This is a genomic window from Metabacillus sp. FJAT-52054 (genome assembly GCF_037201815.1).
Classification (GTDB): Bacteria; Bacillota; Bacilli; order Bacillales; family Bacillaceae; genus Metabacillus_B; species Metabacillus_B sediminis.
On record NZ_CP147407.1, the window covers coordinates 1,854,186 to 1,876,628 of the forward strand.

At 43.8% G+C, this 22,443-nt stretch carries 25 protein-coding genes; all 25 read left to right on the plus strand.

What is annotated here, in order from left to right:
* Positions 1-8: 8 nt before the first annotated feature.
* The 25 genes from ftsY to flgC all read left to right on the plus strand — a co-directional run bounded on the left by ftsY (position 9) and on the right by flgC (position 22,432).
* Positions 9-992 (plus strand): signal recognition particle-docking protein FtsY, encoded by a 984-nt coding sequence (gene ftsY / locus WCV65_RS09755; RefSeq protein ID WP_338781910.1) that lies wholly within the window; start codon positions 9-11, stop codon positions 990-992.
* Positions 993-1,792: 800 nt separating this feature from the next.
* A complete protein-coding gene (locus tag WCV65_RS09760) occupies positions 1,793-2,125 on the plus strand; it encodes a putative DNA-binding protein (RefSeq protein WP_035411995.1) in 333 nt (110 codons plus the stop codon).
* A gap of 13 nt (positions 2,126-2,138) precedes the next feature.
* Positions 2,139-3,482 (plus strand): signal recognition particle protein, encoded by a 1,344-nt coding sequence (gene ffh / locus WCV65_RS09765; RefSeq protein ID WP_035411992.1) that lies wholly within the window; start codon positions 2,139-2,141, stop codon positions 3,480-3,482.
* 91 nt (positions 3,483-3,573) lie between these two features.
* Positions 3,574-3,846 carry a 30S ribosomal protein S16 gene (rpsP, locus tag WCV65_RS09770; protein ID WP_035411990.1) on the plus strand — a complete coding sequence of 91 codons (273 nt, stop codon included), beginning with the start codon at positions 3,574-3,576 and terminating at the stop codon, positions 3,844-3,846.
* A 10-nt stretch (positions 3,847-3,856) separates the two neighbouring features.
* Positions 3,857-4,087, plus strand: coding sequence for a KH domain-containing protein (locus tag WCV65_RS09775; protein ID WP_035411988.1), 231 nt, complete (start codon positions 3,857-3,859; stop codon positions 4,085-4,087).
* A gap of 121 nt (positions 4,088-4,208) precedes the next feature.
* A complete protein-coding gene (locus WCV65_RS09780; protein ID WP_035412107.1) occupies positions 4,209-4,589 on the plus strand; it encodes a YlqD family protein in 381 nt (126 codons plus the stop codon).
* A 9-nt stretch (positions 4,590-4,598) separates the two neighbouring features.
* A complete protein-coding gene (gene rimM / locus WCV65_RS09785) occupies positions 4,599-5,129 on the plus strand; it encodes a ribosome maturation factor RimM (protein ID WP_338781913.1) in 531 nt (176 codons plus the stop codon).
* Complete coding sequence (trmD, locus tag WCV65_RS09790; protein ID WP_338782242.1) at positions 5,119-5,850, plus strand: tRNA (guanosine(37)-N1)-methyltransferase TrmD; 732 nt, start codon at positions 5,119-5,121, stop codon at positions 5,848-5,850. The genes rimM and trmD overlap by 11 nt, the downstream gene beginning before the upstream one ends.
* A gap of 145 nt (positions 5,851-5,995) precedes the next feature.
* Entirely contained in the window at positions 5,996-6,340 is a 345-nt protein-coding gene (rplS, locus tag WCV65_RS09795) for a 50S ribosomal protein L19 (protein WP_035411981.1), read from the plus strand.
* 177 nt (positions 6,341-6,517) lie between these two features.
* A complete protein-coding gene (gene lepB / locus WCV65_RS09800; RefSeq protein ID WP_035411978.1) occupies positions 6,518-7,069 on the plus strand; it encodes a signal peptidase I in 552 nt (183 codons plus the stop codon).
* A gap of 14 nt (positions 7,070-7,083) precedes the next feature.
* Positions 7,084-7,938, plus strand: a complete 855-nt coding sequence (gene ylqF / locus WCV65_RS09805; protein ID WP_338781914.1) for a ribosome biogenesis GTPase YlqF — start codon at positions 7,084-7,086, stop codon at positions 7,936-7,938.
* 74 nt (positions 7,939-8,012) lie between these two features.
* On the plus strand, positions 8,013-8,780 hold the full coding sequence (locus WCV65_RS09810) for a ribonuclease HII (RefSeq protein WP_338781915.1): 768 nt from the start codon (positions 8,013-8,015) through the stop codon (positions 8,778-8,780).
* A 12-nt stretch (positions 8,781-8,792) separates the two neighbouring features.
* Positions 8,793-10,253, plus strand: a complete 1,461-nt coding sequence (locus tag WCV65_RS09815) for a hypothetical protein (protein WP_338781916.1) — start codon at positions 8,793-8,795, stop codon at positions 10,251-10,253.
* Positions 10,250-10,525, plus strand: coding sequence for an EscU/YscU/HrcU family type III secretion system export apparatus switch protein (locus tag WCV65_RS09820; protein WP_338781917.1), 276 nt, complete (start codon positions 10,250-10,252; stop codon positions 10,523-10,525). Before WCV65_RS09815 ends, WCV65_RS09820 begins: the two co-directional genes overlap by 4 nt.
* 183 nt (positions 10,526-10,708) lie before the next feature.
* Positions 10,709-11,869 carry an ADP-forming succinate--CoA ligase subunit beta gene (gene sucC, locus WCV65_RS09825; protein ID WP_035411964.1) on the plus strand — a complete coding sequence of 387 codons (1,161 nt, stop codon included), beginning with the start codon at positions 10,709-10,711 and terminating at the stop codon, positions 11,867-11,869.
* Positions 11,870-11,887: 18 nt separating this feature from the next.
* Entirely contained in the window at positions 11,888-12,790 is a 903-nt protein-coding gene (gene sucD, locus WCV65_RS09830; RefSeq protein WP_035411961.1) for a succinate--CoA ligase subunit alpha, read from the plus strand.
* A 71-nt stretch (positions 12,791-12,861) separates the two neighbouring features.
* Positions 12,862-13,770, plus strand: a complete 909-nt coding sequence (gene dprA, locus WCV65_RS09835) for a DNA-processing protein DprA (protein WP_338781918.1) — start codon at positions 12,862-12,864, stop codon at positions 13,768-13,770.
* Between the two features lie 292 nt (positions 13,771-14,062).
* Positions 14,063-16,135 (plus strand): type I DNA topoisomerase, encoded by a 2,073-nt coding sequence (gene topA / locus WCV65_RS09840; protein ID WP_338781919.1) that lies wholly within the window; start codon positions 14,063-14,065, stop codon positions 16,133-16,135.
* 170 nt (positions 16,136-16,305) lie between these two features.
* Entirely contained in the window at positions 16,306-17,616 is a 1,311-nt protein-coding gene (trmFO, locus tag WCV65_RS09845; RefSeq protein ID WP_338781920.1) for an FADH(2)-oxidizing methylenetetrahydrofolate--tRNA-(uracil(54)-C(5))-methyltransferase TrmFO, read from the plus strand.
* A 60-nt stretch (positions 17,617-17,676) separates the two neighbouring features.
* A complete protein-coding gene (gene xerC, locus WCV65_RS09850) occupies positions 17,677-18,576 on the plus strand; it encodes a tyrosine recombinase XerC (protein ID WP_035411952.1) in 900 nt (299 codons plus the stop codon).
* 26 nt (positions 18,577-18,602) lie between these two features.
* Positions 18,603-19,145, plus strand: a complete 543-nt coding sequence (hslV, locus tag WCV65_RS09855) for an ATP-dependent protease subunit HslV (protein ID WP_035411950.1) — start codon at positions 18,603-18,605, stop codon at positions 19,143-19,145.
* Between the two features lie 16 nt (positions 19,146-19,161).
* Positions 19,162-20,559, plus strand: a complete 1,398-nt coding sequence (hslU, locus tag WCV65_RS09860; protein ID WP_338781921.1) for an HslU--HslV peptidase ATPase subunit — start codon at positions 19,162-19,164, stop codon at positions 20,557-20,559.
* Between the two features lie 31 nt (positions 20,560-20,590).
* Positions 20,591-21,370, plus strand: coding sequence for a GTP-sensing pleiotropic transcriptional regulator CodY (gene codY, locus WCV65_RS09865; RefSeq protein WP_035411944.1), 780 nt, complete (start codon positions 20,591-20,593; stop codon positions 21,368-21,370).
* 225 nt (positions 21,371-21,595) lie between these two features.
* A complete protein-coding gene (flgB, locus tag WCV65_RS09870; RefSeq protein WP_338782245.1) occupies positions 21,596-21,985 on the plus strand; it encodes a flagellar basal body rod protein FlgB in 390 nt (129 codons plus the stop codon).
* Between the two features lie 3 nt (positions 21,986-21,988).
* Positions 21,989-22,432 (plus strand): flagellar basal body rod protein FlgC, encoded by a 444-nt coding sequence (gene flgC, locus WCV65_RS09875; protein ID WP_035411941.1) that lies wholly within the window; start codon positions 21,989-21,991, stop codon positions 22,430-22,432.
* Positions 22,433-22,443: the final 11 nt, after the last annotated feature.

Sequence of the window (22,443 nt, forward strand, 5' to 3'; positions counted from 1 at the left end):
GAAAACCAATGAGCTTTTTTAAAAAATTAAAAGAGAGCATTACGAAGCAGTCTGATTCCGTTTCGAACAAATTTAAAGATGGCCTGACGAAAACAAGGTCCAATTTTTCCTCAAGAGTAAACGAACTGGTTTCACGCTTTAGAAAAGTAGATGAGGAATTCTTTGAAGAGCTGGAAGAAATTCTGATCAGTGCTGATGTAGGAGTCACAACCGTCATGGATTTAATTGAAGAGCTTAAGACTGAAGTCAAGCTCCGCAACATTCAGGATCCTCTCGAGGTTCGCGACGTGATTTCTGAAAAGCTTGTTGAAATATATGATGATGGAAAAGAATCCTCTACCGCGCTGAATATAAAAGAAAACCAGCTGAATGTTATTTTAGTTGTAGGCGTAAACGGAGTCGGGAAAACAACGACGATCGGAAAACTCGCCAATAAATTCAAAAGTGAAGGAAAATCCGTCGTCCTTGCAGCTGGAGATACGTTCCGTGCAGGAGCGATCGAGCAGCTAGAAGTATGGGGACAGCGAACAGGTACTGCAGTCATCAAGCAATCAGCAGGATCCGATCCCGCAGCAGTCATGTTTGATGCCGTACAGGCGGCCAAAGCAAGAAAAGCGGATGTTCTGATTTGTGATACAGCTGGAAGGCTGCAAAACAAAGTGAACTTAATGAACGAGCTCGAAAAAGTAAAACGCGTTATTGAACGGGAAATTCCAGGCGCCCCTCACGAGGTCCTGCTCGTCCTTGATGCTACAACCGGACAAAACGCCATGAGCCAGGCCAAGCAATTTTCACAATCCACCAACGTAACCGGAATTGTCCTGACCAAGCTCGATGGAACCGCAAAAGGAGGCATCGTCCTCGCCATCCGCAACGAACTGGACATTCCCGTCAAGTTCGTAGGTCTAGGAGAAAAAATAGACGACCTCCAGGAATTCAACGCACAGCAATATGTATATGGTCTGTTCGCGGATTTGGTGGAGGAAGCTTAATTTTGTAAAGAAAGCCTGGCTGCCAGGCTTTCTTTTTGTATGGGCAGGTGAATCGTGAGCATCATGAGTACACGTAAACGGCAGATTTGGTGGGTAAAGTATTCGAAAAATAAGAAGGAGGATGACTTTTCAGGAGGGGTGATCTCTATCAAAAAGAAAATCACATGCTGGTAAGGGAAACGAGGGCGTTTTTTTTAATTATTGCTGACGTTTAATTATAAATGCTGACTTTTACTCAATAAATGCTGACGTTTAATTATAAATGCTGACTTTTACTCAATAAATGCTGACTTTAAAGATACCTGCTATTTCTGGGCGGGATGGGTAAGAGGAAGGTCAATTCTGCGTTGAGGAACGCCGACGAGCTTTTAGTAGAGTGGACGCCCTCCGCTTTTCTTGGTGTCCAGCTCCAGCGGCTAGCCTCTCGAGGTCATAAGCCACTCATCCTACGGAAGGAAAAGGCACCTTCCTCCGGCTGATGTCTTATGCTTGTCGGGGCTGAACAAGCCGCCTCCGCTTTTGGAGGTGTCCAGCTCCGGGCGCTAGCGCTTCGGCCGCTTCGCCCCCTCGGTCGGGGGCCTGCACGATGCAGGCCCGTTCAGCGTTGCGACAGGACGTCGCGCACTTAGCTGAACAACCTCACTTGAGCGCCCCTCGGTCGGGAGCTCCACCGTCTCTCACGGCTGGGCAAGCGCCCTCCGCTTTTCGAATTGTCAAGATAAAAACTTGACATGGTGTCTTAATCTCGGTAAACTGTAATTGTTGTAAAGGCATTTCACTTAACAAAAGGGGAGAGAGCCGTGATTTTAGAAAAAACGACGCGGATGAATTACCTCTTTGATTTTTATCAGTCACTGCTTACATCGAAGCAGAAGAGCTATATGTCTCTTTATTATCTCGATGATTATTCCCTCGGTGAAATTGCCGAAGAATACAGCGTCAGCAGACAAGCCGTTTATGATAACATTAAACGGACGGAAGCGATGCTTGAGCAATACGAAGAAAAGCTGCTGCTGCTTCATAAGTTTCAGAAGCGCAATGCAATTATGAAACAGCTTAAGGAACTTGCGTCTGAAACGGAACGCGAAGGACAGCTGCTGGATCTTTTTGAAGCGCTGGATAATTTGGAATAAGGAGGCGGTATAGATGGCTTTCGAAGGATTGGCCGACCGGCTTCAGCAGACCATAACGAAGATTCGCGGCAAAGGAAAAGTTTCCGAGGCCGATGTAAAAGAAATGATGCGGGAAGTCCGACTTGCTCTGCTTGAAGCGGATGTTAATTTCAAGGTCGTTAAAGACTTTGTCAAACGCGTAAGCGAGCGGGCTGTAGGCCAGGAGGTCATGCAGAGTCTTACTCCCGGACAGCAGGTTATTAAAGTCGTTAAGGAAGAATTAACGGCATTGATGGGCGGAGAGCAAAGCAAAATTGCTGTTGCGAAAAAACCTCCGACTGTCATTATGATGGTCGGTCTGCAAGGGGCAGGTAAGACAACGACGACGGGGAAACTTGCTAATCTTCTTAGAAAGAAGCATAACCGCAAACCGCTTTTGGTCGCTGCAGATATATACCGTCCGGCTGCAATTAAACAGCTGGAAACCCTTGGTAAACAGCTGAATATGGATGTTTTTTCACTTGGAGATCAGATTAGTCCTGTTGAAATTGCCAAGCAGGCAATCGCTCATGCGAGGCAGGAACACCATGATTACGTGCTGATTGATACAGCCGGCCGTCTTCATGTTGACGAAAATCTGATGGACGAACTGACTCAGGTAAAAGAACTGGCAAATCCCGATGAAATTTTCCTTGTGGTTGATGCCATGACCGGACAGGATGCTGTCAATGTTGCCCAAAGCTTTAACGAGCGCCTCGGACTTACCGGAGTTGTGCTAACGAAGCTTGACGGCGATACGCGCGGCGGTGCTGCCCTGTCTATTCGTGCGGTAACCGAAACACCTATTAAATATGTGGGTCTCGGTGAAAAGCTCGATGCGATTGAGGCGTTTCACCCTGAACGGATGGCTTCGAGGATCCTTGGAATGGGGGATGTTCTCACCCTGATTGAAAAGGCTCAGGCCAATGTTGATGAAGACAAGGCGAAAGAGCTTGAACAGAAAATGAGAACAGCGAGCTTTACGTTTGATGATTTTCTTGAACAGCTTGGGCAGGTCCGCAGCATGGGTCCGCTTGATGAACTTCTTGGAATGATTCCTGGTGCCGGAAAGATGAAGGGACTTAAGAACGTTCAGGTAGATGAAAAGCAAATCGGTCATGTTGAGGCGATTATCAAGTCCATGACAAAAGAAGAGAAGCAGCATCCGGAGGTCATCAATGCCGGACGCAGAAAGCGGATTGCGAAGGGAAGCGGCACGTCGGTTCCTGAAGTAAACCGCCTGCTTAAGCAATTTGAAGACATGAAAAAGATGATGAAACAGATGACAAGCATGTCAAAAGGCAAGAGAAAAGGCGGCATGAAGTTTCCATTCATGTAAATTTTAGGTCTGTTAAGAAAAAACACTTTACAAACCAATGCAACATTGATAATATACTATCTTGTGAACTATTTTCGGAGGTGCTTTAATAATGGCAGTAAAAATTCGTTTGAAACGCATGGGAGCAAAAAAATCTCCTTTTTATCGTATCGTAGTAGCAGATTCCCGTTCTCCTCGTGATGGACGTTTCATTGAAACAGTTGGAACTTACAATCCTGTAGCTCAGCCTGCAGAAGTGAAAATTGATGAAGCTTTGGCTCTTCAATGGATGCAAAACGGTGCAAAACCATCTGACACAGTTCGTAACCTGTTCTCAGCACAAGGAATCATGGAAAAATTCCATAATTCTAAATTGAACAAGTAAGATGAATCAGATGATCGGGTTAATCGAAACAATTGTTAAGCCGCTTGTGGATGATCCGGCTGCGGTTTCGGTTGAAGAGGAAGTTCAGAGCAAGGTCATTGTGTACCGGCTCACCGTCAGCCGAGATGATGTCGGAAAAGTCATTGGCAAGCAGGGAAGAATTGCAAGAGCCGTTCGTTCCGTTGTGTATGCAGCGGGGACAAGATCCTCTAAACGAATTCAGCTTGAAATAAACGATTAACTTGAAAAAGGCGGGGGATTAACCCCGTCTTTTTTTATGCTCTAAGCTTTTTGTCCGCTCTTTCTTCTTACATACGAAAAATGATAAAATGGAGAGAGTGTGTTTGAAGGGTGGATGGCGTGTGAAGATCATGCAAACGGTATCGGTTATGCAGGTTTTGACAGAGAACAGCAGAAATAAATTGCAGGACGGGTTTAATTCAAACCGGGAGCAGCTGCTGAGAGAGTGCGATCAGCTTTATTTTCAGCTGAAAAAACTCGAGAAAACAAACATAAGCAATGAAATGCGCCAGCAATATAAGAAAGAAATCGAAAAGCGCAAGGATAAAATAAAGATGGTCGACTTTCAAATTGATCAGCTGAATACCCTGCCGCTCGGCAGCGAGCTGAAAGAAAAAGAAGTACAGGCAATTGTCGAGCTTGAAGTGGGTAATTCCTGGACAAGCTCTATCACTGAAAGAAGCATCATTATTACAGATGGAATCATTACTGAAATACGCTGAGGTGACATAATGGAAGGTAAATGGTTTAATGTTGGAAAGATTGTGAATACCCATGGAATCCGCGGAGAAGTGAGAGTCATTTCTGTCACAGATTTTGCAGATGAGCGCTACCAGCCGGGGAAAAAGATTTTTATTTTCGGCGAACAGACGACGATACCTAAAGAAGTTGAAATCGAAAGTCACCGCAAGCATAAAAACTTTGACTTGCTGACCTTTAAAGGACATCCGAACATAAATGATGTAGAAGGCTATAAAGGAATGGTAATCAAGATTCCGGAGTCTGAACTTTCAGAGCTGGATGAAAATGAATTCTATTTCCATGAAATCATCGATTGCATCGTATTCACGGATGATGGGAAAGAGATTGGAAAAGTAAAAGAAATTCTAACCCCTGGCGCTAATGATGTTTGGGTTATAAAAAGACCCCGTAAAAAAGATTTGCTGATTCCATATATTAAACAAGTCGTTAAAGAGATTAACCCTTCGGAAAAGAAAATTATCATCACTCCGATGGAAGGTTTGATTGATGATGAGGATTGATTTTCTGTCTATTTTTCCTAAAATGTTTGAAGGGGTGCTCCATCACTCCATCATGAAAAAAGCACAGGAAAAAGAAGCAGTAAAATTTAATGTGATTAATTTCAGGGATTATGCAGACAACAAACATCAAACGGTGGATGATTATCCATACGGCGGCGGTGCCGGAATGGTTCTGAAGCCGCAGCCGATTTTCGACGCGGTGCAGGCAATTAAAGATACGTCGGCTGCCGAGCCGAGGGTTATACTTGTCTGTCCGCAGGGAGAGCGGTTTAATCAGCAGAAAGCAGAAGAATTGGCTGAAGCGGAACACCTTGTCTTTATTTGCGGGCACTACGAGGGATATGATGAGCGGATCCGTCAGCATCTTGTAACAGATGAAATTTCAATCGGCGATTTTGTCCTTACAGGAGGAGAGCTTCCGTCCATGACGATTGCTGACAGTGTTGTCCGTTTGCTGCCGGGAGTACTTGGCAATGAAGATTCCCCTGTCCTTGATTCATTCAGCTCAGGCCTGCTTGAACATCCCCATTACACCCGTCCGGCGGATTTTAGAGGAATGAGAGTGCCGGATACTCTCATATCAGGCAATCATAAGCTGATTGATGAGTGGCGCGAACAGGAATCCTTGAAGCGGACCTTCGAACGGAGACCGGATTTGCTTGAAACCTATGAACTGTCTGAGAAGCAGCAGAAATATATAGAAAAGCTTAAAAAACGCTGAAATTCCAGTTGCAAAAGAAAGACAGAATATGATAAGATATCTTTTGTGGTTTGCAGAGATCTTTGATTTTCTGTGAATCTTATTAAGATGTTCCGCTGCAATGCATGAGATTGGAATGAGCATCTGTTGGAAGGAGTTGAATACGATGCAAAAACTAATTGAAGAAATCACAAAAGAACAGCTTAAAACTGATCTTCCGGCGTTCCGTCCTGGTGACACTGTTCGTGTACACGTTAAGGTTGTTGAGGGAACACGTGAACGTATCCAGCTTTTTGAAGGTGTTGTGATTAAGCGTCGTGGTGGTGGAATCAGCGAAACATTCACAGTCCGTAAAGTTTCTTACGGTGTTGGTGTTGAGCGTACATTCCCTGTACACACGCCTAAAATCGCTAATCTTGAAATCGTTCGCCGCGGTAAAGTACGCCGTGCTAAGCTTTACTACTTGCGTGAATTGCGTGGTAAGAAAGCCCGTATTAAAGAAATCCGATAAATTAGAGAAAGAGCTTGTTAAAGCAACAAGCTCTTTTTTTATGAGATAATAAAGGTAAATCCATCATTAAAAAGCAAAAAAACTGAAGCGCTCTGCCGTTCCCATCAAATATCGAGGTTTTAACTTACCGCTGATGTGCAAAAATAGAATTAGCTGAAGATTGGGATGGTGAGCTGTTTGACTAAAGAAAGAAAAGAGATATTTGAATGGCTCAAAGCGATTGGACTGGCCATTATCATCGCATTTATTATTCGTCATTTTTTGTTTTCCACGGTCGTGGTGGATGGTGAATCCATGCTTCCTACTCTTAACTCGTATGACCGGATGATCGTAAACAAAGCGGGCTTCTCTCTTTCAGGCCCTAAGAGATTTGACATTGTTGTGTTTCATGCCTCAGAGGATGAGGATTATATTAAAAGAATCATTGGACTTCCCGGAGATACGGTTGAATATAAGTATGATCAGCTATACATAAATGGCAGGCCGGTAGCTGAACCCTATTTAAACGAGTATAAAGCTGAGCTGATTGACCCGCCGCTGACTGAAAACTTTACTCTCGAAGAAATAACAGGGCGTAAAAAGGTGCCAAACGGGCAAGTGTTCGTCATGGGGGACAATCGAAGGATCAGCAAAGACAGCCGTCATATCGGCACAGTGCCGGTGTCGGAGATTATGGGAGAGGCAAGGGTTGTTTACTGGCCGCTTCCTGAAATGCGTATTGTGAAGTAAAGGAAGGTGTTAAAATGGCTATACAATGGTTTCCCGGCCATATGGCGAAAGCCAGGAGGCAGGTAACAGAAAAATTAAAGCTGATTGATATTGTTTATGAATTGGTGGATGCAAGGCTGCCTCTTTCATCTAGAAATCCGATGATTGATGAAATTGTTTCAGTCAAACCTCGTATCATTTTGCTCAACAAAGCAGATATGGCGGATCCAAGAATAACGAAAGAATGGCTCAGCTATTTTAAAGAAAAAGGAATGCATGCCCTTCCTCTGGATGCCCAGTCTGGAAAAGGGTTGAAGGACATACTTCCGCTTTCCAAGCTGGTTTTAAAAGAGAAGCTGGACCGTCTTGAAGCAAAAGGTGTTCGGCCCCGCGCCATCAGAGCGCTCATTATCGGAATTCCCAATGTAGGGAAATCGACGCTGATTAATCGACTGGCCAAGAAAAATATGGCCAAAACAGGAGATCGTCCAGGTGTTACAACAGCTCAGCAATGGGTAAAGGTTGGCAAAGAAATCGAGCTTCTGGATACACCGGGTATTTTATGGCCGAAATTCGAGGACCAGCTTGTCGGCTATAAGCTTGCGGTTACTGGAGCAATTAAGGATACCATTTTAAATCTTCAGGATATTACAGTCTATGCCCTGAATTTTTTAAGAGAGAATTATCCTGAGAGACTTAAGGAGCGTTATGGATTTGAGGAAATTCCTGAGGAAATCGTTGCGGTCTTTGATGAAATCGCCAATCGCAGAGGCTGTATGATGAGCGGGGGCATAGTCGACTATGACAAAACCTCAGAGCTGGTCCTGCGGGAAATCCGTTCCGAAAAATTGGGTGCCCTGTCTTTCGAAAGACCGGGAGAAGAGATATGATAAAGAGACTTGCATGATGCGAGTCTTTATTTTTTTGCCGAAAAACCGATACTATCAAGAAGGAAGTTTATGAAATGAAGCAAACCGTTAAAGAAATTCAAGCCATTCTTTCTGCTGTGCGTAATTTTGAAGATCCGCTTATTCAGACATATAGCAGGGATGACCGAACTTCTGTAAGAAAGCTTGCTGAACGTCATAAAGCAAGGCTTATAAAAAAAGCAAAAATGAAAGAAACATTTGAGGAGTTAAAGAGCTTTGAATATGAAGCACGTTCAAAAGGATTTACAACGATAGCGGGAATTGACGAAGCAGGGAGAGGGCCCTTGGCGGGTCCAGTTGTAGCGGGTGCCGTCATCCTTCCGGAAGATTTTTATTTGGAGGGACTGAACGATTCAAAGAAACTATCGGAAGCGAAAAGAGATTTCTTTTTTGACGTCATTCAAAAAGAAGCACTTGCGATTGGTGTGGGAATTGTGGATGCGGATGAAATTGACGAGATCAATATTTATCAGGCGGCTAAGAAGGCTATGAAGCTTGCCATACATGACCTGAAATTGAGTCCTGACTATCTTCTGATTGATGCGATGGAGGTAGAGCTTAATATTCCGCAGGAAAAAATTATTAAAGGAGATGCACGCAGCATTTCCATTGCGGCGGGTTCGATTGTGGCAAAAGTGACCAGGGACAGGATCATGAAGGATCTCGCCATTGCTTATCCAGGCTATGGATTTGATCAGAATATGGGCTATGGAACATCAGTGCATCTGGAATCTTTAAGACTTCTCGGTATCACACCCCATCACCGAAAAACGTTCAGTCCGGTAAAAGAACATCTAAATTAGGAGTGAAAACAGTTGGATCGAATCACCTCAGCTCTGCTGCCTATATTTACCGCTAAAGGGACAGGCTCATTTCAGCTTAAAGACGGCCAGCTCGTCATCGGAAAGATAAGTGAACTCTACCCAAATCAGCGTGCACTCATTCAGATTGGTGCAAACAAGGCTTTAGCTGTTGTTGAAGCGCCGCTGATAAAAGGGGCAGAATATCTTTTTGAGGCAGCAGTTCTGTCAAAAACGGGAGTTCCGAAGCTGAGATTACGTGAACAGTTGGATACCTCTGGGAATATGGACCGTCTAACCGCAGCCATTAACCGGAGTCTGGGACTGCCTTCTGCAGGCAAAGAGCATTCACAGCTGGCAGAACGCCTTCTAAGAGCAAATATTCCTTTTTCTGCAGATGAACTGCCTGAAGCTGCAGAATGGCTTAAAAGCGTGCCGGAGAGCTTGAAAGCTGATGGGTTCAAAACCGTTACGGCTGCATTTGAACGCGGACTTCCCATTACTGGTAATACTCTTTCAGCTTTATTTGAAGCATTGACAGGGGGAACATTGAAAAATGATCTTCAGCTGCTGGCTTCAGAATTAGCAGGACAGGATTTGCACAAAGAGAAGCCCAAGGCATTAAGGCAGGTCATTGAGGCCATTCTTGCCGCTCCCGTACAGCGAAAAGCCTCTCTGATGATGGATCAGCTCATCCAATGGAATGATGAGCCGCTGTCGGCTGACCATGTAAACGCCTCAGGAATTCTGAAAAAGTTGAATACCGCTCCCAATCCTGAAGAAATGCTCAGGACTATTTTTACGGGGGGTGTGGATCAAGAAACATTGCTGTCTTCAGAAGAAAGCAGCTGGCTGGTGAATAAAGGCAAAGAGATTGAAGTCCTGGCTCAGCCGAAAGAACTCGTCCGGCTGTTTTCCATGCTTGAAAAATCCCTAACCATGATACAGGATCATTCAAAGGACGCTTTGCTGAAGGATGCAGCCTTCAGATCCCTCCTGGCAGATGCCGCCGATTTGGAAGGTGCTGCAGGAGAAAGTGCAGAGAAGCTGTCCCGGAAGCTGAATGGAATCCAGCTTTCTCAGACAGAGCAGCCTGGAGTAACAACAATCTGGCATCATTTTCCGATACAGGATGAGCGCATCCTCTCTGATGTATCGATTCAGTTTCAGCTCAGGAAAGATCCTGAGGGGAAAATTGACCCCGCCTTCTGCAAGCTCGTTTTTTATCTGGAACTTGCCAATCTTGGCTCCATTATGGCTGATGTTCAAATTCAAAACCGAATCGTAACAGCGGTTGTGCATTCAAAGCATGATCTGGGTCCTCTGGCCGCCGGTGCAGCTGCTGAGTTAAAGGCTCAATTTCAAAATCTGCCCTATCAATTTTCAGGGATTTCCTTTAAAAGAATAGAGAAGAGCAAAGTTCCTGAACCAGATCTCTATCAAACTCCCAAGAAAGGATTTGATTTTAAAATATGAAGGACAGGGAACTGCGCAAGGCAATTGCTCTGAAGTATGAGGGAAACGGGGCGAGGGCTCCAAAGGTAACAGCAAAAGGGCAGGGGCTGATTGCGGATGAAATCCTCTTAAGGGCGAGGGAGGCCGGAGTTCCTGTCAAAGAAGATCCTTCTCTGGCAGCACTCCTCCAAACCCTTGAAATTCAGCAGGAAATTCCGGAAGACCTATATGCAGTGGTTGCCGAAATTTTTGCATACATCTACAGGCTTGACAAATTAAAGGAGAAAAATTGACTGGACTGGTATGGCTTAGATGTCACATTTTTTATATTTTCACAAAAACAATTCAGGGTGAAAGATTACGAATTTTTCGAAGGATTTAAAGATTTTGAGTGGAATGGTAGACAACCAATCAACTATTTTATAAAATGAAAGCGCAGTCTAATTTAACTGATACATAGGTTAGGAGGATGGGATATGAATATCCATGAGTACCAGGGAAAAGAAATCCTCAGAAAATATGGGGTTGCAGTGCCTAACGGGAAAGTCGCGTTCACTGTTGAAGAAGCAGTTGAAGCAGCAAAAGAACTAGGAACACAGGTAACTGTGGTAAAAGCACAGATTCATGCAGGCGGCCGCGGAAAAGCAGGCGGGGTAAAGGTTGCGAAAAATCTGGATGAGGTAAAAGAATATGCAAGCGAAATCTTGGGGAAAACACTGATTACCCATCAGACAGGTCCTGAAGGTAAAGAAGTTAAGCGTTTGCTTATCGAGGAAGGCTGCGACATTAAGAAGGAATATTACGTGGGCCTTGTTCTGGACCGTGATTCCTCCAGAGTCGTTCTGATGGCTTCTGAAGAAGGCGGAACAGAAATTGAAGAAGTGGCTGAAAAAACGCCAGAGAAAATTTTTAAAGAATCCGTTGATCCGGCAGTCGGCCTTCAAATGTATCAGGCGCGCCGCATTGCATTCAACATTAACATCCCGCGTGAGCTTGTAGGACAGGCGGCTAAATTTATGATGAGCCTATATAAAGCGTTCACAGAAAAAGATTGTTCGATCGCAGAAATCAACCCATTGGTTGTAACAGGCGACGGAAAAGTCATGGCGCTTGACGCTAAGCTGAACTTCGATGCAAATTCTTTGTACCGTCAAAAAGATGTTCTGGAGTACAGAGATCTTGATGAAGAGGATGCTAAAGAAATTGAAGCATCCAAATACGACCTAAGCTACATCTCATTAGATGGAAAGATCGGCTGCATGGTTAACGGAGCCGGACTTGCGATGGCTACAATGGATATTATCAACTACTACGGCGGAGAACCCGCAAACTTCCTTGATGTTGGGGGCGGCGCGACGGCTGAGAAAGTTACGGAAGCCTTCAAAATCATTTTGTCCGACCAAAATGTAAAAGGCATTTTCGTTAACATTTTCGGCGGAATCATGAAATGCGACATCATTGCTGAAGGAGTAGTGGAAGCAACAAAGCAAGTTGGCCTTGAAATTCCATTGGTTGTGCGTCTGGAAGGCACGAACGTAGAATTGGGCAAACAGATTTTAAAAGATTCAGGATTGAATATTACGGCAGCTGAGTCCATGGCGGATGGAGCTCAAAAAATCGTTTCTTTAGTAGGCTAAGAAAGGCGGGGGATAAAAATGAGTGTTTTCGTTAATAAGGATACAAAAGTTATTGTTCAGGGTATTACAGGTTCAACAGCTCTTTTCCATACAAAGCAAATGCTTGAGTACGGCACGAAAATTGTCGGCGGCGTGACACCTGGAAAAGGCGGCACAGAGGTTGAAGGAGTGCCGGTTTTCAATACGGTTATTGACGCAAAAAATGAAACAGGTGCAAATGCATCCGTCATTTACGTTCCTGCGCCTTTTGCAGCTGACTCCATCATGGAAGCAGTAGACGCAGAGCTTGATCTTGTTATTTGTATTACAGAGCATATCCCGGTAATGGATATGGTAAAGGTTAAACGCTACATGGAAGGCAAAAAAACACGCCTTGTAGGACCTAACTGCCCGGGTGTCATTACACCAGGCGAGTGCAAAATCGGCATCATGCCAGGCTACATTCATACAAAAGGCCATGTAGGAGTTGTTTCCCGTTCAGGAACGCTTACATATGAAGCAGTGCACCAGCTTTCCCAGGCAGGTATCGGGCAGTCTTCAGCAGTTGGAATCGGCGGAGATCCAGTCAACGGCACAAACTTTATCGATGTTCTAAAAGCATTCAATGAAGATCCTGAAACGTATGCTGTGATCATGATTGGTGAAATCGGCGGTACAGCTGAGGAAGAAGCTGCTGAATGGGTAAAGGCCAACATGACTAAACCTGTAGTCGGTTTCATCGGAGGAAAAACAGCGCCTCCTGGAAAACGTATGGGCCACGCAGGTGCGATCATTTCTGGAGGAAAAGGAACGGCTGAAGAAAAAGTCAAAACGATGAATGCTTGCGGCATTCAAGTAGCGGATACACCTTCAGTAATGGGTGAAACCCTGATTTCTGTTCTGAAAGAAAAAGGCATTTATGAGAACTGCAAAACACACTAATAATTAAATAGTAGAAACGGGTGCTTTAGCATCCGTTTCTATTAGTATGCAAAAAAAGAAAGGGTGCTTTTGTGAACAGCATACAAAACACACTGCTCCTGATTTCTCACTGCAGGGGTATTCGTGCTGCGAAGCTTAGAAAACTCTATGCATTCGACCGGTCTTTCAGCCTTCTCCAAAGCCTGAAACCCTCTGAGTACCAGTCGTTAGGACTGGTTACCCCCTCCTATTATTCTGCCTTCTCCAAAGATTTTACTTCATTAAAAATACCAGACATCCAAACAAGCCTTGAAAAACAAGAAACCCGCTTCCTTACCATTCTCGACCCGTTATATCCCGATCTTCTAAAAGAACTACCCGATCCGCCTCTATTCTTATTTTGTAAAGGAGATCTTGGGCTTTTTCAGCATCGCAGATCACTGGGAGTTGCGGGAGCAAGACAATCCACGCAGTACGGCAGAGAAGCGCTGGAAAGGGTTCTTATTCCTCTTATCAAACAAGGATTCGTCATAGTCAGCGGGCTTGCTGAAGGCATTGATACAGCGGCACACGCTGTGTCGATTGTTAATGGAGGGAAAACGATTGCAGTGCTTGGGGGAGGATTTCAGCATATTTATCCCTCCTCCAACCGGGGTCTGGCAAATGAAATCAGCAATCACCATCTCCTGATCTCAGAATACGCTCCCCATATCAGGCCCCAAAAATGGCATTTTCCAGAACGAAACCGACTAATCAGCGGATTAAGCAGCGGGACGCTGATTGCAGAGGCTAAGCAAAGGAGCGGCTCCCTTATAACAGCGCAGCTTGCTATGGAGCAGGGGAAGGATGTTTTCGCTATTCCGGGCCGCATTTTGGATAGAAACTCGGATGGGACGAATGAATTGATTAAAGATGGGGCAAAACTTGTGATGACTGCAGAGGATATTTTAGAAGAATTTTACGGAATTGGATTAAGAGCATCCGGCAACTATGAGGAATAAAATTCCATTAAGCGGGAAATTACTGTTTGACAAACGCATGATATATATTTAATAATAGTGGGGATTTAACTTGAAAAGATAAAAATGCTTTCAAAAAGCTTTTATACACGTATACCCGGCGTTAACGAGCAGGGAAATCCTTCCTTGTCATCTGTAAAAATAAAGGATGCAGCACTGCCTGTAACTGCCCGGAAGCAAGACTTAGCTCCTGCCCGTTATTGGGGTAACAGCCAATAATGAAAGGTTCATTTTTAGATAAAGAGAGAGAATACCTCTTGAGGGGGACATAAGGATGTCGGATTACCTGGTTATTGTAGAATCACCAGCAAAAGCGAAAACAATTGAGAAGTATTTAGGGAAAAAGTTTAAAGTGAAAGCATCTATGGGACACGTCCGCGATTTGCCGAAAAGTCAAATTGGTGTTGACGTAACACAAAACTTTGCGCCTAAGTATATTACGATCAGAGGAAAAGGCGATGTATTAAAGGAATTAAAATCTGCTGCAAAAAAAGCAAAGAAAGTCTATCTCGCGGCTGACCCGGATCGCGAAGGGGAAGCAATTGCCTGGCATCTGGCCCACAGCCTTGATCTTGATGTCCATTCGGACTGCCGGGTTGTATTCAATGAGATTACAAAGGACGCAATTAAAGAGTCTTTTAAACATCCAAGAGCGATTAATATGGACTTGGTGGATGCCCAGCAGGCGAGAAGAATACTGGATCGGCTTGTAGGCTATAAAATAAGTCCAATTCTTTGGAAAAAAGTTAAAAAAGGTCTTAGTGCAGGACGGGTTCAATCGGTTGCTCTCCGGCTGATCATCGACAGGGAAAAAGAGATCCATGCATTTATACCTGAAGAATACTGGACAATAGAAAGCCAATTTTTCAAAGGCAAGGATCAATTCGAAGGATCTTTTTACGGAATTGACGGAAAAAAACGCGAGCTTAAAACGGAAGAGGATGTAAAAGAAGTAACATCCCGCATCAAGGGTAATTCGTTTAACGTGACGAATGTGACAAAGAAAGAGAGAAAGCGCAACCCTGCGGTGCCGTTTACAACATCCACCTTACAGCAGGAAGCTGCCCGAAAGCTGAATTTCAGAGCCAAGAAAACGATGATGATTGCCCAGCAATTATATGAAGGAATTGATCTTGGCAAAGAGGGGACCGTCGGGTTAATCACATATATGAGAACGGATTCCACAAGAATTTCTGAAACCGCTCAAACTGAAGCAGCAGGATACATTGAACAGCAGTACGGACAAGACTATCTGGGTGTTAAGAAAGCCGTGAAGAAAAATTCCAATTCGCAGGACGCCCATGAAGCCATTCGTCCGACATCTACATTAAGAGACCCATCCTCCATGAAGGAATACTTGAGCCGTGACCAGCTCCGACTATACAAATTGATTTGGGAGCGCTTTTTAGCAAGCCAAATGGCTTCAGCTGTACTTGACACAATGAGCGTAGACTTAGATAATAATGGAGTTGTCTTCAGAGCTACAGGGTCAAAGGTTAAATTTCCTGGTTTCATGAAAGTATATGTTGAAGGAAATGATGATCAGATAGAAGAAAAGGACCGCTACTTGCCGGAGCTTGCCGCAGGTGACGAAGTATTTTCAAAAGATACGGAGCCCGCTCAGCATTTTACCCAGCCGCCTCCAAGGTATACGGAAGCACGTTTGGTTAAAACGCTTGAAGAGCAGGGAATCGGGAGACCGTCCACCTATGCGCCTACACTTGATACGATTCAAAAAAGAGGGTACGTATCACTTGATAACAAGCGCTTTATTCCGACAGAGCTTGGAGAAATTGTCCTGGAACTGATTATGGAGTTTTTTCCGGAAATAATTGATGTCGAATTTACAGCCCGTATGGAAAACAGTCTGGATGAAGTGGAAGACGGCCATATCCAATGGGTAAAAATTATAGATGATTTCTACAAAGATTTTGAAAAACGGATTATTATTGCCGAAACCGAGATGGAAGAAGTAGAAATCAAGCCGGAATATGCAGGTGTAGATTGTGAAGAGTGCGGCAACCCAATGGTTATCAAGATGGGCCGCTACGGTAAATTCATGGCATGCTCCAATTTCCCGGACTGCCGCAATACGAAGCCTATTGTGAAAGAGATCGGAGTTCCTTGTCCTAAATGCGATAAAGGAAATGTCGTTGAACGCAAATCCAAGAAGAAACGTCTTTTTTACGGCTGCGACAGATATCCTGAGTGTGATTTCCTGTCATGGGATAAGCCGATAGCAAGGAACTGCCCGCGCTGTGAAGCGATGCTGGTTGAAAAGAAGCTGAAAAAAGGTGTTCAGGTTCAATGTACAGCCTGTGATTACAAAGAAGAGCAGCAAAAGTAACGGTGAGCCTTTTCGCTCACCTTCTTTTTATTTAGGCTCTGTTAAAGCCTGGTGTCGGCTTTTAATACCTGTTGAATGGAGCGGAAGGCGTGAGACTCCTGTGAGCAGCGAAAATCAACATCCCATGTTTAACAGATCTTTTATTTAACCCCACGAGGAGGAAAATCAATATGAGTCAACCATCTACTGTTAATGTGATAGGAGCAGGTCTTGCCGGAAGCGAAGCAGCATGGCAGCTTGCAGAAAGAGGAGTCCATGTTAACTTATATGAAATGAGGCCGGTAAAGCAGACACCTGCTCATCATACGGACAAATTTGCTGAGCTTGTATGCAGCAATTCACTAAGAGGCAATGCACTGACAAATGCTGTTGGAGTGCTTAAAGAAGAAATGAGACAGTTAAACTCGGTTATTATTAAATCCGCAGATGATTGTGCGGTTCCTGCCGGAGGAGCACTTGCAGTCGATCGCCATGAATTTGCAGGGCTGGTAACGGAACGGGTTAAGAATCATCCGAATGTGACCGTGATGAATGAAGAGGTTACTCATATCCCTGAGGGACCAACAATCATCGCAACAGGCCCGCTTACTTCAAAGGCACTGTCAGATGAGCTGCAAAAACTCACAGGAGAAGATTATTTCTATTTTTATGATGCGGCAGCACCCATTCTCGAAAAAGACAGCATTGATATGGACAAAGTGTATTTAAAGTCCCGCTATGACAAGGGCGAAGCGGCATATTTAAATTGTCCGATGACAGAAGAAGAATTTGACCGTTTCTATGAAGCTCTCATTGAGGCTGAAACCGTTCCATTGAAGGAATTTGAAAAAGAAATCTTTTTTGAGGGCTGCATGCCGATCGAAGTAATGGCTAAGCGCGGAAAGAAGACCATGCTGTTTGGACCGATGAAGCCTGTTGGACTGGAAGACCCGAAAACAGGGAAGCGTCCATATGCAGTAGTTCAGCTTAGACAAGATGATGCAGCGGGAACCCTATATAATATTGTCGGTTTTCAGACACATTTAAAATGGGGACCTCAAAAAGAAGTGCTAAAGCTCATCCCAGGTCTTGAAAATGCAGAAATTGTCCGCTATGGCGTAATGCACCGCAATACATTTATTAATTCTCCAAAACTGTTAAAGCCTACTTATCAGTCCAAACACCGTGAAGATTTATTCTTTGCAGGTCAAATGACAGGTGTTGAAGGGTATGTAGAATCAGCGGCTTCAGGGCTTCTGGCCGGCATAAACGCCGCAAATCTTGTGCTGGGCAAAGAACTTGCTGTGCTTCCTGCTGAAACGGCATTAGGAAGTATGGCTAACTACATTACTTCAGCTAATCCGGACAATTTCCAGCCAATGAATGCTAACTTTGGAATCTTTCCCGAACTTCCTAAAAGAATCAAAGTGAAGAAAGATCGTTACGAGGCTTATGCAAATAGAGCGCTGGAAACAATTCAAAAAATTTCGAAAACAATTTGATATTCATTGCAAGGGCGGTTACAATGTGATAACATTTAATCGCCCTTGTGAGGTGAAGAAATGGATATTGTTAAGAAAAGTTTAATTTTGTTCGTAGAATATTTACAAATTGAGAAAAACTATTCACAATATACAATTGTGAATTACTCTGCAAATATTGAAGAATTTGCCCTTTTTATGCAAGAAGAGGGAATTGCGGGTCTTGATGTTGTGACCTACCAGGATATTAGACTGTATTTGACAAAGCTTCATCAGATGAAACTGGCAAGACGAACAATTTCTAAGAAGATTTCCAGTCTCCGAAGCTTCTATAAGTTTCTTAACCGTGAAAAACTTCTGAATGATAACCCGTTTTCACTTGTTTCTCTTCCGAAAAAAGAGGGAAGGATTCCAACTTTTCTTTATGAAAAAGAGCTGGAGCTGCTATTCTCTGTTTCCGACCTTTCCACACCGCTTGGCCAAAGGAATCAGGCCCTTCTCGAAATGCTTTATGGCACGGGAATAAGGGTGAGCGAGTGTGCAGGGTTAAAAAAACAGGATGCGGATCTTTATATGGGAACAGTTCTTGTAAACGGCAAGGGAAATAAGCAGCGCTATGTCCCGTTCGGCAGCTATGCCCAAGATGCTCTGGAGCTGTATTTAAAAGATGGACGTGAGCAGCTCATACAAAAGGCCGCACCGAATGATGCAATCTTTTTGAACAATCGCGGAAATCCGTTAAAAGCTGGAGGCATCCGGCATATCTTAAATGAGCTGGTTAAAAAGTCTGCAGCAAACTTACATATTCATCCGCACATGTTCCGCCATACGTTTGCCACACATCTGTTAAATGAAGGTGCCGACCTGCGAAGTGTTCAGGAGCTGCTGGGTCATTCCCACCTGTCCTCCACACAAATTTATACACATGTTTCTAAGGATCAGCTGAAGAAGACATATATGTCTCATCATCCTAGAGCGTAAATTGTTGACTAGAGGAGGAATGGATCATGAGTGAATTCCATGCAACCACAATATTTGCCATTCACCATAAAGACGGGTATGCGATGGCAGGCGACGGCCAGGTAACGTTCGGCAATGCTGTCGTCATGAAGCATACAGCAAGAAAAGTCCGCAGATTATTTAACGGAAAAGTAATCGCCGGTTTTGCAGGTTCTGTAGCAGATGCGTTTACTCTGTTTGAGATGTTTGAAGGCAGGCTCGAAGAATATAATGGCAACCTTCAGCGCGCAGCAGTAGAGCTTGCTAAGGAATGGAGAAGCGATAAAGTTCTCAGAAGGCTTGAAGCGATGCTTATTGTAATGAACAAGGAAGATTTACTCCTAATTTCAGGAACAGGGGAAGTCATCGAACCTGATGACGGCATCCTTGCTATCGGTTCCGGAGGCAACTATGCTCTTTCAGCAGGAAGAGCCTTAAAGCGCTACAGCGGGGAAAGCTTGTCAGCTAAAGAAATTGCTGAAGGAGCACTCCGAATCGCAGGAGAAATCTGCGTATATACGAATGACAATGTGATTGTAGAAGAGCTGTAGGAAAGGATTGGTACCCATGAAAAACCAATTAACCCCCCGTCAGATTGTTGAGCGTCTGGATCAGTATATTGTCGGTCAAAACGATGCGAAACGTGCTGTAGCGGTTGCATTAAGAAACCGTTACCGCAGAAGTCTTCTTGATGAATCACTTAAGGATGAAGTGGTGCCGAAGAATATTTTGATGATTGGGCCTACGGGAGTAGGGAAAACCGAAATTGCAAGACGGATTGCCAAACTTGTCGGAGCGCCTTTCATCAAAATAGAAGCGACAAAATTTACCGAAGTCGGTTATGTAGGCCGTGATGTCGAATCGATGGTCAGAGATTTGATGGAGAGCTCTATTCGCATCGTGAAAGAAGAAAAGATGAGCGAAGTGAAGGGTACGGCTGCAGAAAATGCCAACAGGAGGCTTGTCGAGCTGCTCGTTCCTTCATCCAGAAAAAATCAGTCCACAAAAAATCCTTTTGAAATGCTTTTTGGCGGAACGCAAGAACAGGACCATACTTCATCCAATGATGACGATTCGAATTTGAATGAAAGAAGGAAAAAAATCGCTCATCAGCTGGAGCTCGGAGAACTTGAGGATCAGTATGTAACCGTGGACGTTGAGGAACAGCAGCCATCCATGTTTGATATGCTTCAGGGGTCGGGTATGGAACAGATGGGCATGAACATGCAGGATGCTTTCAGCAGTTTTATGCCTAAGAAAACAAAGAAGCGTAAGCTGACTGTAAAAGAAGCTCGAAAGGTTCTTCAAAATGAAGAGGCACAGAAGCTGATTGATATGGATGAAGCCACACAGGAAGCAGTAACCCGTGCGGAACAATCCGGAATCATATTTATTGATGAAATCGATAAAATTGCCAAGAAAAACAGCGGCGGAGGCTCAGCTGATGTTTCAAGAGAGGGCGTACAGCGCGATATCCTTCCAATTGTTGAAGGATCAACCGTTGTAACGAAATATGGATCGGTCAAAACAGATCATGTTCTATTTATCGCTGCAGGTGCTTTTCATATGGCTAAGCCATCTGACTTAATTCCGGAGCTGCAGGGGAGATTTCCAATCCGCGTGGAGCTTTCAAAGTTAAGTACAGAGGATTTTGTCCGGATTCTTGTTGAGCCGGATAACGCACTTTTAAAACAATATACAGCACTGCTGGAAACTGAAGGTATAAAACTTGAATTTTCAGACGAAGCTATTCGTAAGATTGCCGAAGTTGCTTTTCAAGTGAATCAGGACACAGATAATATTGGTGCACGCAGACTACATACCATACTCGAGCGGCTGCTGGAGGATCTATCCTTCGAAGCTCCGGATGTAACAATGGACAAAATAACGATTACACCGCAATATGTTGAAGAAAAGCTGGGGAAAATCGCAAGCAATAAAGATTTAAGCCAATTTATCTTATAGAGATTGATTATTTTTAGGAGGAAACCCAATCATGGCTTTACTAGAGAAAACGAGAACGATCAATGCAATGCTGCAGAAAGCTGCAGGAAAGCCTGTTAACTTTAAAGAAATGTCCGAAATTTTGAGTGAAGTAATCGAGGCGAATATCTTTATTGTCAGCAGAAGAGGGAAGCTGCTTGGATTTGCCATCAATCAGCAGATTGAACATGAACGTATGAAACAGATGCTTGAAGACCGCCAATTTCCTGAAGAGTACACAAAAAACTTATTCAAAGTCTCTGAGACTTCCTCCAATCTGGATGTATTCAGTGAATATACGGCATTCCCAGTTGAAAACCGTGATCTGTTCAAAAATGGTTTAACGACAATCGTTCCAATCATTGGCGGCGGGGAGCGCCTGGGCACATTGATTCTTGCCCGTCTTGAAGCACAATTTGAAGATGATGATCTGATTCTTGCTGAATATGGCGCAACAGTAGTCGGAATGGAAATTCTTCGCGAGAAAGCTGACGAAATTGAAGTAGAAGCAAGAAGCAAGGCAGTTGTTCAAATGGCGATTAGCTCCCTATCATACAGTGAGCTTGAAGCAATCGAGCACATTTTCGAGGAATTAAATGGAAATGAAGGACTGCTGGTAGCGAGTAAAATTGCTGACCGCGTAGGAATTACCCGATCTGTAATCGTAAATGCGCTTCGCAAGCTTGAAAGTGCTGGAGTAATCGAATCACGTTCCCTTGGTATGAAAGGAACATACATTAAAGTACTTAACGACAAATTCCTCATTGAATTAGAGCGATTGAAATCAAATTGATGTAAAAAGGCACCCGTTCTCCGGGTGCCTTTTTATTTTTGTAGTTCAATTTAATTACAAAATATAGGTTTAAAGTCCCGTTAAAAAAATAGAACAATATGAGGACGAAAATTTACAAGAAGTTCATAGACTTTGAGCCTATATAAATTTACAATAACAGTATGGATTTAACATAATTCGACATGAATAAGATACGAATGACTTAGAACTATTGTGGGGGTTTTAATTTTGCTCTTTTCAAATACCATTACTTCTCTTGAGAATGCCTTGAAAACGTCCAATATACAGCAAAAAGTGATTTCAAATAATATTGCCAATGCAGATACCCCTGGATATAAAGCCAAAAAGGTATCTTTTCAAAATGTTTTAAACAGTGAGATGGCTTCTATAAAAGCAACCAGGACAGATCAAAGACACCTGGAATTTACAAATGCCTCCACAACAGGAGCTGTAGTTAAAAATAAAAACAGCTCCTATCATTCGAACGGCAATAGTGTGGACATTGATCAGGAAATGTCCGATCTTGCGAAAAACCAAATTCAGTACAACGCTCTTGTTGACAGATTAAACGGGAAGTTCAAATCGCTTCAGACAGTTTTGACGGGAGGGAGATAATCGATGACCATTTTTAACAGCTTGAATACCTCTGCCTCAGCTTTAACTGCGCAGCGATTAAGAATGGATGTTGTTTCCTCAAACATTGCGAATGCAGAGACTACAAGAGGAAAATTTGTTGATGGGGAATGGCAGCCTTACCAACGGAAAATGGTTGAAATAAAAGAGAAGGACAGCTTTTCCTCTATGCTGTCCAGAGCGGGAACCGGCCAGGCCGGAAGCGGAGTGCAGGTTACAAAAATCAGTGATGACTCATCACCATTTAAATTAGTTTATGATCCCGGGCACCCGGATGCAGATGCGCAAGGTTATGTTAAGATGCCGAATGTTGATCCGCTTAAAGAAATGACGGATTTAATCAGCAGTACTCGTTCTTACGAGGCAAACGTAACCGTGTTCAATGCCTCTAAAAACATGCTTTTAAAGGCATTAGAAATTGGAAAGTAAGGTGAAAATTC